A 15,454-nucleotide genomic window follows, 5' to 3' on the forward strand; every position below is an offset into this window, starting at 1 on the left:
CGTGCAGTGATTTGACGTGGCCAACGTCGTGTCATCCCTGTTGGCTCGAGTGTTCATAGTCCGGACCGAGTGGTTCGGGTTTGCGTTTGGCTATCTGTTCTCGGACCAAGGTGCGGACATGCAGTATCAGGATACCGATTATCATAACGAAAATGATTGCCGCGATCGGTCGGTTGATGAAATCGAGCGGCGCTTTGACTGCAGCCATAGCGCTGCGCAATTTCACTTCCATTATTCCGCCAAGAACCATGCCCAGAATGATCGGAACAATCGGTAGATTTAGTCGTTTCAGGATCAGGCCAAATACGCCGAAACCGGAAGCGACCGCGCAGTCGGTAATCGAATTGCGAAGTGAATAGACCCCGATGAAGGATAGCGTCAGGATCATGATCCCTAAGAATCGCGTCGGAATCTGTATGATCTTGAGGAGCAGGTTTGTTGAGAACAGCAGAAAGGTCAGCACGATCACATTCAACAGGATCAACGCCACATACAGCGCCATGACAAAGTCGAGCTGGTTTTCAAACAATTGTGGACCGGGGATCACGTTGTGAACATAGAAGACCGACAACATCATCGCGGTTAGCGCCTCGCCCGGTATGCCAAGCGCCAGTAAAGGTATCATCGCCGCACCCGGGACCGCGTTGTTGGCGGCCTCGGATGCGACAAGACCTTCGGGAGAGCCGTTACCGAAGGTATCCGGCGATTTCGAGCTTTTCTGCGCGTATGTGTAGGACAGAAACTGTGCCGTAAACTCTCCGACTCCGGGGATCATACCCATCAGTACACCGAGGGAAGAGGAGACGGTCGCGATGCGTTTGATCCCCAATAGCTCTTTAACCCCGGCAAAAATGTTTCCCTCGACATGCGTGTCTTCCGGCGCGTGATCCTTTTCGATCAGCAGTAAAAACGCCTGACTGATTGCGAACAATCCAAGCACCACAACGATCAGATCAAAACCGGAGGTCAACCAGCTTTGCTCGAACGTGAAACGGCGAGTGTATTTGACTGGTTCCAGTCCAACCGTGTTGAGAAAAATTCCCAAACAGGCCAGCATGCCCGCAGCAAACGTCTGCCCTCGATGAGCCACCACAACCAGAAGAATGCCCATGAAAGCGGCTAAAAATATCTCACGGCTGCCGAAATGCGGTGCGATCAACGCCAGCAAAGGTGACAGCACGATCAGGCAGACAACCGAGAAAATACCACCGAAGAAGGAGGCAGTGTAAGCCAGTGACAGAGCCCGATGGCCTTGCCCGCGTTTGGTCATGGGATAACCGTCATAGGTGGTCAGCGCGTTAACGGGTGTGCCCGGGGTGTTAATCAGGATTGCGGGGATAGCGCCGCCGTACATGGAACTACCATAAATCCCCAATAGTAGTGTTAGACCGACGATTGGTTCGAAGGCGAAGGTCGCTGGCAAAAGTATGGCTATGGCGACCGCAGGGCCGACACCCGGCAGCGCGCCGATTACGACCCCGCCGATAGACCCAATGATCAGTGCAACAATGACATCCCATTGGGCGAGAAGAGAAATTCCTGAAAAAAAGGCTTCCATTTCAGCCTCACAGATAGGTCAGCGCAAAGGCGCGGAACGCGTCAGGAAGAACTTCATAGATTTGTCCGGCTGGGATTTTGACCTGAAGAAAACCGCGAAAAAGAACGGCGACGCAAAACCCAAAGAGAACCGACAACCCCAACGCTTGTCTGGTGCGGAAACCAGAACGCAAAGCCAGGAAGAGCACAAATATCATGGTCGTTGGCAAATAGCCGCATAGCGGAACCAGCACGACGTAAACCAAAAAATAGAGAACATATTCAAATGATCGAAGCCAGAACACGACCTCTTTCCAGCGCCCCGGAATGCGTGGGGATACAAACGTACCCAGCGCATGAAAACCGCCAAAGATGACCATCCCCCAGACAGCGATGCTGGGCCACAAAGAGGGTTGAGCGAACCACTTTGTCCGCTTGACCCACTGGGTCTGTTCACTCAGCTGGGTTAGCAGGAACAGGGCAAGCAGCAAAAAGACAACGGCAAACACTTTGTCACCGGGACGTCGGTATCTTTGGAACAGATCCTGGAAAACCTTGATACGTGTCATGATGGCCTCTGGTTCTCGGAACGGAAGTTTCGACGCGGCTTTGCTGCGAGGGGCATCCAAGCCCCTCACTGTTCAGTCATCACTCGAGCAGGTCCCCAATCTCGCCATTGACCTTGATATCCGCTTCGATTTGCGCGGCAGACTCGGTTGCGTCTTTCCAGTAGATCAATACGCCGGTCTCCTGAGAAAGGTTCTGTGCGGCTTCCGTTTCCAGAGCAGTCTTGGCGGCTGCTTCAATTTTGGCGCGTACATCTTCTGGGGTTCCCTTGGGAACGAAGAGGCCATTCCAAAGCGAAAGCGGAAGCTCAGGAACGATTTCGCCAACAGTTCGCGTGTCTGGAGTGAGCGGTGTTCGATCTTGCCCGATGCTGGCAAGAATGGTCAGGTCATCAATGCACGGCAACAGCGTTTGGATAGTGGCGTTGACGACATCCACATCGCCCGATGCCAAAACATTGCAGTCAAGCAGATCAAAAGCAGCTTCGGATGCGAAATCCCAACCCGTTTTATTGGCCAGTGCGAATGTGACCTGAGTGGGTGCCAGGAATGATCCGTAATGCCCAAGCGCCACATCATTCTCTTTGCCGAAGGACGCCAGTTCCTCCCAACTACCATAGGGCTGGCTTTTCAGTGTGGCGATCACGAACGGATAAGTCATGAAGATGCCAATCGGTTCGAATGGATTTGGGTTCAGTTCCGGCACTCCAATCTCGGGACCAACAACAGGGACGTCGATCACAAAAGACCCAATCGTGTACCCGTTAGCAGGGGCGCCCGCGACCTCTACGGCGCCGGGAAATGGACCTCCGCCGCCACCGGGTTTGTTCACAACGGCGGCAGGCACGCCATACATCTCCTGAAAGGTGTCAGCGATTAGGCGGGTCAGCACATCTTCGAGGTCACCCGGCGGGAACGGCACGACAAATGAGACCGGTTTTTCAGGATACTCAGCGAATGCCGCTGATGTGCTTAGCAAGGCGGCTGTTACGGCAAGTTTGATTATCTTCGTCATGGTTTCCTCCCTGTAAACGAATAAGAATGTTGAGCGAGCTTCAACGTTTGCCGACAGGCACAACTCCCTCTTCGACCCACCTATCAAAGACCTCCAAAGCGGCTTCGCTGAATTCGGGATCATTGATGTGAGCATCCAGTTCCGTGGATTGAACCGTCGGCGCAATGCTGCTGCTTAGCTCGTTGGTGAATGCATCCAACCCTTCAGGATCATGACAATCTCCGCCGGGTCGGTCCCATTCTTCGATACCTGCGCGTGGGATGATAAGATGTGTTGGGGCGCTGCTTTCGCCCAGCCGTTTGTTCAGCTCGCGCGCGATCTCGCGACGTTCATCTGCGTTATAAAAGGTGTTTTTGACCAGTTTGTTATGCGTGTGAACCGGACGGCCTTCGAATTTCGCCGGGATATCCTGCCATCCCGCAAAGTCGATGAGATCCATGCAACCCGGCGCTACGATTTGCGGTATACCGGCGCGACCAACACCACGATGCCTGTCGCGTCCCGCATTCACAACGGACCCAGCAAGCAAGTTGCCAAGTTCACAACCTGCAAAATCCATTACGCAAACAAATCCCCTTTGCCCTGCAATCTGTTCAAACGCCATGCCGCCCATGCCCATCGCGTGGAAGACAGCGACTTCGTATCCGCGGTCCTCAAGCGCGGGTTTGAGGGTTTTGATGTAACTCAAGCAGGACGTTCCAAGTGATGTGATCCCGACCACAGGACGGCCGCTGACAGCGGGTTCGGCGGCGCGTGCGGCACCCAGTACCGCCCCTGCGGCTTGCGCCAGAGACGACTTGCAAATCGCGTTTAGGCCGTACAATCCCCCTGCCCACAAGATCATTTGAATATCGGGCGACAGCCGTTCTGCCGGGATCAAAGCCGAGAAGGACACAGTAGAAACGACGTATTTTGGAACCCCGATTGGCAAAGATTGACAAACGTCGAGCGCCAGGTCGGTTCCCATGGTGCCGCCCAAAATGATCACCCCATTAATACGGCTGTCGTCGTGCAGCTTGCGGGCGAGCTCACAAGCACCAGCCGACATGATATTCATCGCCACATGTTCGCTTCCGCTGTCGATGGCTGCCGGAATCGAGCTACCGCCCGCCTGTGCGACATCATGTTTCGAGAAATCGGTGGGTTGGATCGGGTCGCCCAATACGCTGACGTCCAAAGTCAAGACCGCACCGTCCAACGCTCGGATCTTGTTGGATATAAACTCCAATTCGTCATTTTTGGTATCAAAGGTCCCGATGACCAGAATGGTTTTATCCGCCATGTCTTCCTCCTCAATACCGTTCGGCTTAACCGCGCATCAAAGCGCCTTTTGGGTCGTAAAAAGGGGCCAGCTGAACCCGGATCGGATACATCATTCCGGCGATTTGCACCTCGAACTCACCTTCATCAATCCAGGATTTGCTAACACCTTCGTCGCGTTGAAGACTGGCCAACCCGACCATCGCCTCCAAGCGGAATCCCCAGTCGCCCGACGTGACATGGCCGACGATTTCCCCACCTTTCCAGATTGGTTCGTTGTGGATCAGGTAAGGGCCATTTTTAGCTCCAACGCCCTCAACGATGCAGGATACGGTGCGGGACTTTGTTGCGGGACCACCTGCTTTCTGTTCAGCAAGAATGGATTTGCCAAGAAAGCTGTCTCGTTTGTCCAAAGCCACCGCGAAACCGAGACCCGTTTCATAAGGTGTGTCATCTTCGGCTATGTCATGACCGAAATGGCGAAACCCTTTTTCCAATCTGCAGGCGTTCATGGCGAACATGCCCATATGGCGTAGACCATAGGGCAGACCGACTTGCATCAGCGCCTCGTAGACCCCGACAACGAATTCGGTGGGGATCATCAACTCATATCCCAGCTCACCCAGAAAAGACCGACGGATAGCCCAGCCGCGTGCATAGGCCATGTCAATTTCGCGGGCTGCGCCAAAAGGAAAGGCTTCGTTCGACAGATCATCGCCAGAAATAGCCGTCAAAATTGCCCGAGATTTGGGTCCGTGGATGGTGATCAACCCATATCCTGAGGTGGCATCGAAGATTTCGAACCGCCAGTCTGGGTCCGCGTGATCCCTGACCCAGCCCTGATCGCGCATCTGGCTGGGATGGCCAGTGATAACCATGAACCACTCGGGCGCGATGCGTGTGACGGTTACGTCTGCCTCGATTCCTCCACGCGCGTTCAAGAACTGAGTATAGACCGAAGTGCCGACGTCCACGTCCATTTCGGCTCCGCAGACCCGGTTAAGCGCCTGTACCGCGTCCGGCCCCTGCACTTGAATCTTGGAATACATCGACTGGTCAATCAAAACGGCAGCATCGCGTGCCGCCAGGCACTCGGCCCGCACGTGGGGGGACCAGTCTTTCCACCACAAGTTGGGTTCTTCGTTCCAGTCTTTCTGCGCAGGGTCAAAATACATTGGCATTTCCCAGCCAATCCGCTCGGCGAATGTTGCCCCGGCTTCTTTCAAACGATCATGAAGCGGGATCCGGCGCACGCCCCGTGCCGTGTGGATCTGACGTCCCACCCACGACACGCCGTAGTGGAAGCCAACCGATTCAGCGCTGCGGTCATGGTTGTATTTTGTGTTGCGTTGGAAAGGGTGGGCACGACGCGCTAGCATGGGACCCATACCGCGTGATGGCGCGCCATCCGTTAGCCACTCCGCCATCGTCAACCCGACACCACCCGAATTCAAGATCCCGTTCGAGTTCATACCGGTGGCAACATAAAGTCCGTCAATTTCACTGGTCGGGCCCAAATAAGGGCGCCCATCCGGAGTAAAGCTCTCCGGTCCATTGAAGAAGGTCTGAATGCCCATCTCGCCCAAAGCGGGCATACGTCCGAACATTTTCTCAAGGCAGGGTTCGACATGGTCCATGTCGAAGGGCAACTCATCGAACTCAAAATCGTCGGGAATACCTTCCCTGCCATAGGGTTTTCCGTGCTTTTCAAATGACCCAATCAAGAGTTTACCGGTATCCTCTTTCCAATAGGTCCGCTCTTCAGCGATGTTGAGGATCGGCTGCGTCTTTGGCAGGCCATCAATCGGTTCGGTGACAATATAGAAATGCTCGGTCGCATGCAGAGGCACCGTGACGCCGTGGGCTTTGGCGAAATGATGGCTCCACATGCCGCCCGCCAACAGCACTTTGCCGGTTGAGATCACGCCTTGATCGGTCTCAACGCCGGTGATTTTTCCCTTGCTGACGATCAGTTCATTGACCTTGGTATCCTCAAACACCTGTGCGCCCAGAGAACGCGCACCTTTTGTCATGGCCACGGTTACGTCCAATGGGTTCACCTGACCGTTGGACGGTACGAAGAAGGCCGATTTCACGTCCTCCGTTTCGATCCACGGCCACTTTTCATTCAATTCCCCAGGCGAAAGCATGAACGTTTCGATCCCCATTCGAAATGCGTGATCGTGGCTGCGTAGAAGCTGCTCATGCCGGACGCTGCCGAGTGCCAGATTGATCGTCCCGTTGGGCTTATAGCCTGTGGCTTGTCCAGTTTCCGTTTCCAGCTCTCGAAAAAGCCGAGCTGTGTATTTGCCCAATTCGGTTTGGGCCGTGCTATCGCGGAGTTGCCCAACGATCCCAGCCGCGTGCCATGTTGTTCCGCTGGCAATCTTCCGACGCTCTACGAGGACGGCCGCCACACCTCTCTTTGCCAGATGATAAAGCGTCGAAACACCAATGATGCCGCCGCCAATAATCACGACTGGGGCTTGTTCAGGAAGAGGGTGAGCCATCAAACATTCTTTCAGCCTGCATTGCAGGCGATCCGCAGGTTCAAACTGGGCGTGATGAGGTGCCTTTCGGCATAGGTTCATCAACTCAACTGCGTGTTTTGTGGCAGAGAGAATCGATATTTCATAATTTTTCGCACTCTTGGTGCGATTATAGCACCTATAAACCTAATGCCGCGAGCTAAGCAGGTGATCTGTGCAACGGTGCGCCGGTCAGAGCAGTCTCAAGCTTTTCGACAGCGGTTCTTAAAAGCGCGGCTAATTCTTCTCGGCGCGCGTCGTCCATGTTCAGGTCGGGGACAGCAATCGCAATGGTTCCTGCAGGGTCATTGCCATCGGTAAAAAATGGTATTGCTACGCTGGCCACACCTTCTTCGACAGTATTGCGGCTGAAAGCATAGCCCCGGTCACGGGTTTCCCCGATGAGTTCCATCAGTTTTGCCGGATCTGTGACGGTGAACCGCGTCAATTTTTCGCGCTCCAACTTCATCAGCCGCCTAAGGGTTTCTGCTGAACAGAAGGACATGAATGCAAGGCCAGAGGAGGAGGAATGGAACGGGTAAGATTCCGCTGGCCGCAAATTGATCACGTTGCCCCGCGAGGGCAGTGTGTATGAGGCGGTCGACATACCCGTCTCTCCTGGAATACCCACGTGAACGGTTTCATTTGCATGTGCGGAAAGCCATTGCGAGACAACTTGGGTTGCTTTGATCATTGGAACAGTGGCTTCTCTCAACCGCGCAAGCGACAGAAAGCCGTGTCCAAGCCGGTATTTCCGGTTTTCCGCGTTTTGCTCAATAAAACCATGCTTCGTGAGAGATAGCAGTAGCCTTCGGGTCACGGCCTTGTCCTCGCCAGTGGCGCGGGCAAGGTCATTCAGGCCGATTTCCAAAGATTCTAATGAAAACTGACGCAGTAGCACCATTGCCTTGTCCACAGTTTTCAATGCCCATCTCCTTGTTTTCCTTTGTGGGAGCAACACAGGACGCCTTCAAAAACGCGTCGCCCAATTCGAAGTCACAGCGTCCACATGCGATGCAAGCGACTCGAAGCATCTCATAAATCGCATCGTCGGTGCCATAATCGCACCACTGAAGCAATTAGCACAACAGGCGAATTCGGAGACAAGTTCACCAAATTACCCAAATACCTAGGAGGGTGGCTGCGGATCAAAGCGAAAGTGAGCTTGCACGGCAGGTTTGAGCCGATTGTTACAGTACCCAATTTCGATTTTGCGCACTTCACGGCCATTCATACAAGCTTCAGCATCTGGCGTTCAGGGCTCCAAGCGGTAGTTCGGCACAAGGCTCATGAAAGACTGGCTAGGGCTGAACTTACTAGTTGAGGTAGGGCGATCGACCATCGACCTTTTTACAAGTCAACGGGATTTGGGCAAGCCAACGCCCCTGAACGCCGGGGTGACGGCGTTGCCCTCGACCTCGTGCAAACCTAATAGACAATGTCGTGACTTCAGCTGCGCCTGCGGGTCGCACGATGAATGTCCTTTATGGCCTTCTCACCTTGGCGCTGCAAGGTTCCGCGCTTCCTTCTCATCTCCATTCTTTGGGGGTTGCGATGAGCCAGCAACCCTCTTATCGGATCGGCCTAAACTCTCCCATCGGTGCTGAAGTCAGACATCCTAGGGTTCGTTTTTCTTCTTTCGTTCCTGCAATTCAGCCAAAGCTGTCGCTTTCGGATCAAACGGCTGTCAGGGATCAATGCCACTGGGAAGGCTATTAATCCGGAACAGAGTCTCAAGATACTGAGATCGCCGTTGATAGCCAAAACGACCATCAAAAAACTGAGCGATCGTACCATCCGAGAACATTGAATAAAGCGCCATGTTGAAGCGTTCGGGAAAGTGATCGTGCCGGTGCGATAGCACCAACGCATAGGGTTCATAAGTCCCTTTTACAGATGGAGTTTCATCGGCTTCGCAGGCGACATCTTTGTCAGCCCTGTAGTTTGCCACTCGTGCTCGCACCAGATCGACATCGCCAAAATAACGGTAGATTCTCTTTGAACAAAAGGCTTCCGTGGCTTCGGTGTGAGAGTCGAACGGTTGAGGACAAATTCCAACAGAACTGGGCGCGCGTTTTGCGGCCTCGAGAATCGCAGCCTCTATGGTTGCGCCACGCACATACCCCCAGATTTCGAACTGAGGCTTCTCAGGCACGGGCTCCGGCCAAATTACGGGCGGCCATTTCTGCGGTGTCGTATCGTCTTCGCTCGTGGCTATTGTAGATCCATCGGCCTCAAGCGCTTTAATGATATCGACACATGCCTGCTTCCAGTCGATCTTTGCCGGTTTTTTGGTGTCTCGCAGGCTTGGCGGAACGATCCAGTCGAAGCGTTTTCGCTCGACCTTTCCCGGGCAAAAGACCGCATGAATTTGGTCACTTTCGTCGCAATGTGCCGCAAGTTCCTTTTCCAGGTTTTTACGAAAAATCGATCGTTCAATAACTTGTTGGATGTAGGATCCGTTCGCCAGGAAGAGGATGGGGGAAAACACAAAGTCCGACGCATTGACTGTTGCAGAGGGTTCTTTGTTTACTCCAGCGGAATTTGAATCTCCTTCAGCAAAAGTTCGCATGCGGTTAAGCGTAATCGTAGTTGGATCACAAAGCAGATCAACCGTGCGCTCTCTTTCCGGTTTACACCGCTGCCCATCTTTGAGGTCATCAACGCAATAGGCCCCTTTTCCCAGCAAGGCAGTGCGCTGACGCGCGTCGATTAGGGCGGGTTCAAACATATAGCCTGCCCTCGCTAAGGCTGCTGTACATATGTCCCAGAAAAATCCACTGAATTCCTCGGTTTCGTCATTGCGCCAAACGAACGGGGGTACGTCAGCGCGTATACCCATTGTGATCGTCGCCCAGCGATGATCCTGCTCCTGCGTTGCGGCAAATCCTGGAAGGCACATCAGAACTGCAGCCAGCGTAAGGGTACACGATCTCATTAGGCTGGCCTCGATGTTATGCCCTGATCCGCTTCTGCATTGCCCTCTGCTGGTTTGCGGAAAGCACGCTTTGTCAGAACCTCGGAAAGGCAAAACATAATCAAAGAGGTCAAAAGCACGGCGTTAAGCACCGCCCAAATCAACAGACCAGTATCGATGGCGTCAAACTTTCGATCACCTGCTGCGGCAAGAAATGTCAAATACCGAGTCAAGATTGTTGTGAAGAACATAACCAACGCGCCGAACCCGGCCCATTTAAGGCTGTCTCGCCAGGAAAGACTGTCCCACAGCGCTTTGTTTGTTTTCAGTTGTTTGGCATATGGTACGTTATTGTATTCCGGTCTGCCAAACCTCCCTGCATCGCGCCAAAGCCTCTCGCGGGCATCCAGCACCAAAAGCACCAACAACGCCAATACAGCACCACGCAGTGCAATCGGGCCATTATACTCGAACCTGGCTTTGACAGAGTTTAAGAACGCTTCTAACGTCCTTTCGCTTGGGGGCAGGTCCATAAAGCCTGATTGCCACATCTGAATTGCAATGATTAATGTCGTGGAAATCACCCAAGCAATAAGCACGACCATGATCGCTTGCGGTACCCAGCGGGTCCAATGAGAGGGATAGCGCAGATTCTCCCATTGCCGTTGACCATCCTCACCGACATTTGTCATTCGAACCCACCGCAAAGTGATAGCTGCAACCGTTGCAACGCAAGAGGTATTCAACGCGGTAATCATGTAAATCTGAAGCCGTTGATATGGGTCGCTTTGTGTTATGCCACGGGACAGGTTGTGTTCTGCGGCGCCAGGCCAGAGCAATGACCAGAGCGCTACCCATCCCACGATGAGTGACAATGTCCAGATCAATGTCAGATTCGACCCGCGCCGCTGCATCATCGGTTCAGTTTTGTTAATGTAGAGAACATTGATAAATTTTTTCAGTCGGTCGCGTGCGCGACGCTGGGCGTTTGTCGGCGCCGATTGGTCGCTGAAAGGTTGAATGATGTCCTGCTCGTCATAAAGCGCGATCAGCACACAAAAGTCAGCCGCAAGCGCATCGGCGTCGGCCGCCAGCAATTCCCATTCTTCATGAGAGAGATTGTCGGAACTTGCTGTGCGAAGAAACTCCGTTTTACGTCGCCGCAACTCGGCCTCGACTTCCTCGAAACGCAATTTGTCACCGGTGCCAGGGACGCGCAATTTTCCGTCCAAAAACCAGGCGGACGCCACCAGAATAACTTCAATATCAAGCGAGAAGTCCTCGACCAGCCTTCCGAGATGCGGCTCGGCACGCTCTCGCAGTTCTTTCACGCGTTCGATATCTGAAGCATAGATCAGGTAGTCCTCAGTCGATCCGGTCCTGTCACCGGTTCGTTCAGACGAAAACCGCAGCGCCCGGGCATTCGACCGAAGCGCATCTGCCGCCTCAATTGCCCATGTTGGAATACCTGCAACACGATGCGCAAACATGCGCAACCAGGCATCAACGCGTACCAGAGGCTTGATGGCTGGCGCGAGACCGACAAACACCAGAGCAAGCCCCAAAGACACTTCCGCATCTATGCTGATGTCCTTGCTGGTCGGACTGGTTACAACGACCTTCGATGGCTTCAATCCTTCGGTCCAGAACTCGGCAGGTGATTTGTTCAAAGGAGAAAACCCAGTTGTCACAGGAGAGGTCTCAACCGCCGCAGCTTGTGCTGCGGTCGCCTGGTTCGCGTCAGGAAGTGCCGCGGCACCAACACTAGGCAAAAGAGATTGACCGCCGATCAGTGGCAAAAGAACCTCTGAATAAGCACATAATATGAGGTACAGCAACAACAGCGATAGAGTGTATATCGTATAGGCGTATGTCACTTGCCGACGCGCGCGCAGCTTGTCGGGGGTCAGGAAGGATACAAGCCTTTCGAGTCTTCGGCTTGTCTCATACGAAATCCGGTTGAAGCGCTCGTACGAGAACGCCACGATGATGAACATGCCGAAAAACAGTGCGGCGATGTTCGACATGCCGCCAGCTGTGAGTTCCATTTTTGTTCGAAGTCAGCGGCAGCTTTGAACAGAAGGGTCGCACCCTCCTTGAGCAATGCTGGCGACTGGCGCGCTAACAAAGAGAACTGCTGTGATAGTGACAATTACAAACTTCAAGATTCAAGCCCTCTCAGTTCAATACGATTCTTTAACCAATGGTATAAATTAACATAAGCAGCCGAATTTTCAAAATTCGGCGAAAATGGTGCTGTCAGACGAATTCGAACCAGTCTCAGTTTGCCGCGAAAACCGCGAACCTATCCGGAACAAAGTCGACGCCACTCGGTGAGAGCGGTGGAGCGCGCCTGCTTGAAGGTACGGAATGTCAAAGCTGTTCTGTGAACGGACAGGGGCATACTTCGCCAAACATCACGGACTGTCGGTCATCTGCTTGCGCATCGGCTGGACGCAATGGACTCATGGCAACCAACCCGGCACACACATGGCGATGGGCCGGTGGGGTCAGGAAATGTGGTTGAGTGATCGGGACTTTCTAAGCGGAATGCGCGCCGCAATAGACGCCAAGGGTATTTCCTTCGCAGCCCTGAACCTAATGTCAGATAACCCGGGGATGCGCTGGAATATCACCGAAACACGGCAAGCGATTGGCTACTCTCCAATGGATGGAAGCCCCGCGAAAATAACAGTGGGCATTTCCTTGAGATCCATTCTGCAGCGGCTGTTTACAGTCCGACTCCCCAGCTATTTCACGACACGTTTTCCGGATTGGTAGAATATAAGGCCCGGACATTGTTGCGTCTCGCAATCAGTTTCCGAAACTTAGCTTTGAAGTAAGCGCTGAAATAGTCTTCCGAGTTCGCCACGTGGCAGATCAGCAGGAACAGGCGGCTTCGCCGTCTGATCTGCAAATCAGCCCTGATTTCCGGGACGGAAGTCAGATCAAACGAAACAGTCTGCGGGAATACGAAAAGGGGGGGTGTTGGGTCAGATTGTGACGCAAAGGTCAAATTCGTCTGACGTCCAACAGGAAATGTGGAACGTCACTGATCTTTGACTCAATCAAATGCCAAAACCTCAATAAATCGGTCAATCACGTCATTCAATTCTGACCCAAATGTCAAGCATTTCTGACCCAATACCGGTAGCCGCCATTCATTGACGCAGCGGCCTAGGTCGGTTGAGAGCCCTAAGTTCAAATTTCCGCACCGTGCATCAATGCCGGAAGTGCAGACGAAAGCTGCCGTCGAGTGTTCTGTGTAGAAAGCTGACTTTTCAAACCTCGGCGGACGATCATAGCAAACGTTTGCTAAGACCATTTGGAGCAGCCTCTATGAGGAACTGGCTGGACAGGCTATTGATCATGATTTGATGCTCTGCCGTAATCTCGCGTCCGTTGCTGGTCGCTTTGATTGCGAAGAAAGGCGATGGTCACTGTCCCGAATAAGTTTTCGCGATACTGCAAAGCAGATCAACATGTTGATCCAACCAATCTTCGTTCAGCGCTTCGTGACGTATAAGCTTGCGGAAATAAGGTGCCGAGACTGCTAGTTCTATAAGCTGTTCAACCGGAACATCCGCGGCGATCTCACCGCGGTCTATTGCGGCTGCAAATACTGCATCAACACTTGCGAACCTGTCTTTCATGAATTCCGTTATCACTAACCTTGCTTCTTCGTCGGTGGACGCAGCAGCGACAACCTGAGGCGCGATTTGGCCCCACGGTGTGTCATTCAAGGCTCCCATCAGTACACCGAGTAACCAGCGCAGGTCAGATCGTAGCGGGCCATCGGTTTTGGGCGGTATGTTTGGCGGGGTTGCGATGCGCCGGAATGCTGCATCACGCAGACTGCGCGCATCTGGCCAGTGCCTGTAAAGTGTACTGCGCGAAATGCCCGTTGCCTTTGAAACTGCGCCATGAGTTACGTGCAGCACGCCTTCATCCATCAGTATCTTTTGCGCAGCATCAAGCGCAGTCTGTCGTGTGGCGATCAGCCTGGGATCTTCTTTCAATCACTCCTCCTATAGAACATTTTGTTGCATAGTAGAACATTTTGTCCTAAAAGTATTGTCAGCCAAAACCTAAATCCCAAAACTCAATTCCACAAACACGTCTTGTCAAAATGGGAGCGTATCAATGTTCAAAGTGGCAGCAACCCCGCTGGCGGTACTCTTATCGATGGGCGCGACAACCGCATTGTCCGAGAGTGGCACCTACGAGCTGGATCCTGGGCACAGCCAGGTATTGTTCAGCTACGACCACATCGGGTTCTCAGAAACGTTTGGAATGTTCTCAGGTTTTAGCGGCGAGATAGAGTTCAGCGAAGATGATCCGTCTGCGTCATCTGTCACGGTGTCTATGCCTGTAAAATCCATGATCACGGGCTGGGATGCCCGTCTGCAACACTTCATGTCCGATGACTTTTTCAGCGCGAGTGACGGTGATGTGGTCACATTCGCCTCAACCATCATTGAAGTGACCGGGGACAATACCGCAAATATTTCTGGCGACCTGACCATGAATGGCGTCACCAAACCTGTTGTTCTGGAAACAACGCTCAACAAGTCTGCGCCTTACCCTTTTGGTGAAAAGGAAGGCACGCCGACCTTGGGGCTGGCAGCCACGGCGACCATCGTGCGGTCTGAATTCGGACTTGGGGCTTTTGCACCTGCGGTGAGCGACGAGATAGAGCTCTTGATCAATATCGAAGCTTTAAAGGCTGAATGATGCGGTGCAAGGGAGCTGATGCTGCGCCGAGCTCTCTCTCTTAACTTTTGACGGGCTGACAACAAAATGAATGTATTCCTGAGACAACTGGCGGTTGCTACGACAGCAGTAGCATTGACGTGCCCCTTGGCATTCGCACAAGAGCGCTCCTTACCAGAGCGCACCTCACCCCGTCCTGATACGACAAGCGGCGTACCGCATACTCAGATCGGTGTCGAAATTAATGCCGAAATGGCCCAGCTATTGCTGGAGCGTGTTGCGCAATTCCCGGGGGTCACACTTGGTCCAACACGCATATCGCTTCCTGGCGCAATTGGTTTTCAGCTTGATCCCGATATGCTGCTGTCTCAACCGAGCTCTATCGTCGGTGGGTTTGAATTTGCGCATATGCATCCTGATGGCAGCTTGCATGCTTCGCTGCATCCGGCAATGGCGCGACGGGCGATTGAGGCTGGCTGGGCCGTAGCTCACCCTTGGGCCAATCAACGTCCCGGATGGAGTGGCTTTGTCATGATATATACTCCGACTACACCAGAAGAGCTGGATGTCGTCATTGATCTGGTGGAAAGTTCGTACACCTTCATCACCGGCAAAACCTTGGGCTAAGCTCGAATTACGCGAAAGTGTGCGGTGACGCTTGTTTCCTGTCAGAGAGCAGTTTCAGCCACCTTGTTTCTCGCGGTCAATTTTTTCTCAAATTGTCGCCATGGCGAAGCGCTCGATACCTTCAAGCCTTTCACACCAATGGTAGCTGCCGTCCGCTTGTTGGATTTTGCAGAGCTCAGATTCGAATGTCCGCTTTGGGCTTATTTTGTTGAAAAACTCATCCTTGATCGCCGCATGAACTGCTGATTCAATTCTTCCAATGGGCTGGAGGATTGGCGATGATGGGACCGAG

13 protein-coding genes are annotated in these 15,454 nt (G+C 53.2%); 3 read left to right on the top strand and 10 right to left on the bottom strand.

Features of this window, described 5'->3' with window-relative positions:
* Window positions 1-31: 31 nt before the first annotated feature.
* The 8 genes from ACR0JA_RS20090 to ACR0JA_RS20125 form a co-directional block, all read right to left on the bottom strand.
* Window positions 32-1,558 carry a tripartite tricarboxylate transporter permease gene (locus ACR0JA_RS20090; RefSeq protein WP_480578883.1) on the bottom strand — a complete coding sequence of 509 codons (1,527 nt, stop codon included), beginning with the start codon at window positions 1,556-1,558 and terminating at the stop codon, window positions 32-34.
* 7 nt (window positions 1,559-1,565) lie between these two features.
* Window positions 1,566-2,105 carry a tripartite tricarboxylate transporter TctB family protein gene (locus ACR0JA_RS20095; protein WP_480578886.1) on the bottom strand — a complete coding sequence of 180 codons (540 nt, stop codon included), beginning with the start codon at window positions 2,103-2,105 and terminating at the stop codon, window positions 1,566-1,568.
* Window positions 2,106-2,184: 79 nt separating this feature from the next.
* Entirely contained in the window at window positions 2,185-3,117 is a 933-nt protein-coding gene (locus ACR0JA_RS20100; protein ID WP_480578889.1) for a tripartite tricarboxylate transporter substrate-binding protein, read from the bottom strand.
* Window positions 3,118-3,157: 40 nt separating this feature from the next.
* On the bottom strand, window positions 3,158-4,399 hold the full coding sequence (locus ACR0JA_RS20105; RefSeq protein ID WP_480578892.1) for a Tm-1-like ATP-binding domain-containing protein: 1,242 nt from the start codon (window positions 4,397-4,399) through the stop codon (window positions 3,158-3,160).
* 25 nt (window positions 4,400-4,424) lie between these two features.
* Window positions 4,425-6,887, bottom strand: a complete 2,463-nt coding sequence (locus tag ACR0JA_RS20110; RefSeq protein ID WP_480578894.1) for an FAD-dependent oxidoreductase — start codon at window positions 6,885-6,887, stop codon at window positions 4,425-4,427.
* Window positions 6,888-7,065: 178 nt separating this feature from the next.
* Window positions 7,066-7,821 carry an IclR family transcriptional regulator gene (locus ACR0JA_RS20115; protein ID WP_480578921.1) on the bottom strand — a complete coding sequence of 252 codons (756 nt, stop codon included), beginning with the start codon at window positions 7,819-7,821 and terminating at the stop codon, window positions 7,066-7,068.
* Between the two features lie 771 nt (window positions 7,822-8,592).
* Complete coding sequence (locus ACR0JA_RS20120; RefSeq protein WP_480578897.1) at window positions 8,593-9,843, bottom strand: transporter substrate-binding domain-containing protein; 1,251 nt, start codon at window positions 9,841-9,843, stop codon at window positions 8,593-8,595.
* Window positions 9,843-11,849: a hypothetical protein gene (locus tag ACR0JA_RS20125; protein ID WP_480578899.1), complete on the bottom strand. Its 2,007-nt coding sequence runs from the start codon at window positions 11,847-11,849 to the stop codon at window positions 9,843-9,845. The genes ACR0JA_RS20120 and ACR0JA_RS20125 overlap by 1 nt, the downstream gene beginning before the upstream one ends.
* A gap of 343 nt (window positions 11,850-12,192) precedes the next feature.
* Here ACR0JA_RS20125 and ACR0JA_RS20130 point away from each other — a divergent pair, with 343 nt between their 5' ends.
* On the top strand, window positions 12,193-12,603 hold the full coding sequence (locus tag ACR0JA_RS20130) for a hypothetical protein (RefSeq protein WP_480578902.1): 411 nt from the start codon (window positions 12,193-12,195) through the stop codon (window positions 12,601-12,603).
* 656 nt (window positions 12,604-13,259) lie between these two features.
* Here ACR0JA_RS20130 and ACR0JA_RS20135 read toward each other — a convergent pair.
* Window positions 13,260-13,841: a TetR/AcrR family transcriptional regulator gene (locus tag ACR0JA_RS20135; protein ID WP_480578905.1), complete on the bottom strand. Its 582-nt coding sequence runs from the start codon at window positions 13,839-13,841 to the stop codon at window positions 13,260-13,262.
* A gap of 124 nt (window positions 13,842-13,965) precedes the next feature.
* Here ACR0JA_RS20135 and ACR0JA_RS20140 point away from each other — a divergent pair, with 124 nt between their 5' ends.
* Both ACR0JA_RS20140 and ACR0JA_RS20145 read left to right on the top strand, forming a co-directional pair.
* Complete coding sequence (locus tag ACR0JA_RS20140; RefSeq protein WP_480578908.1) at window positions 13,966-14,556, top strand: YceI family protein; 591 nt, start codon at window positions 13,966-13,968, stop codon at window positions 14,554-14,556.
* Window positions 14,557-14,622: 66 nt separating this feature from the next.
* A complete protein-coding gene (locus ACR0JA_RS20145; protein ID WP_480578911.1) occupies window positions 14,623-15,162 on the top strand; it encodes a luciferase domain-containing protein in 540 nt (179 codons plus the stop codon).
* An 87-nt stretch (window positions 15,163-15,249) separates the two neighbouring features.
* Here ACR0JA_RS20145 and ACR0JA_RS20150 read toward each other — a convergent pair.
* A partial coding sequence (locus ACR0JA_RS20150; protein ID WP_480578913.1) for a hypothetical protein occupies window positions 15,250-15,454 on the bottom strand: 205 nt, incomplete at its 5' end.

The organism is Ruegeria sp. AM4 (assembly GCF_056540665.1).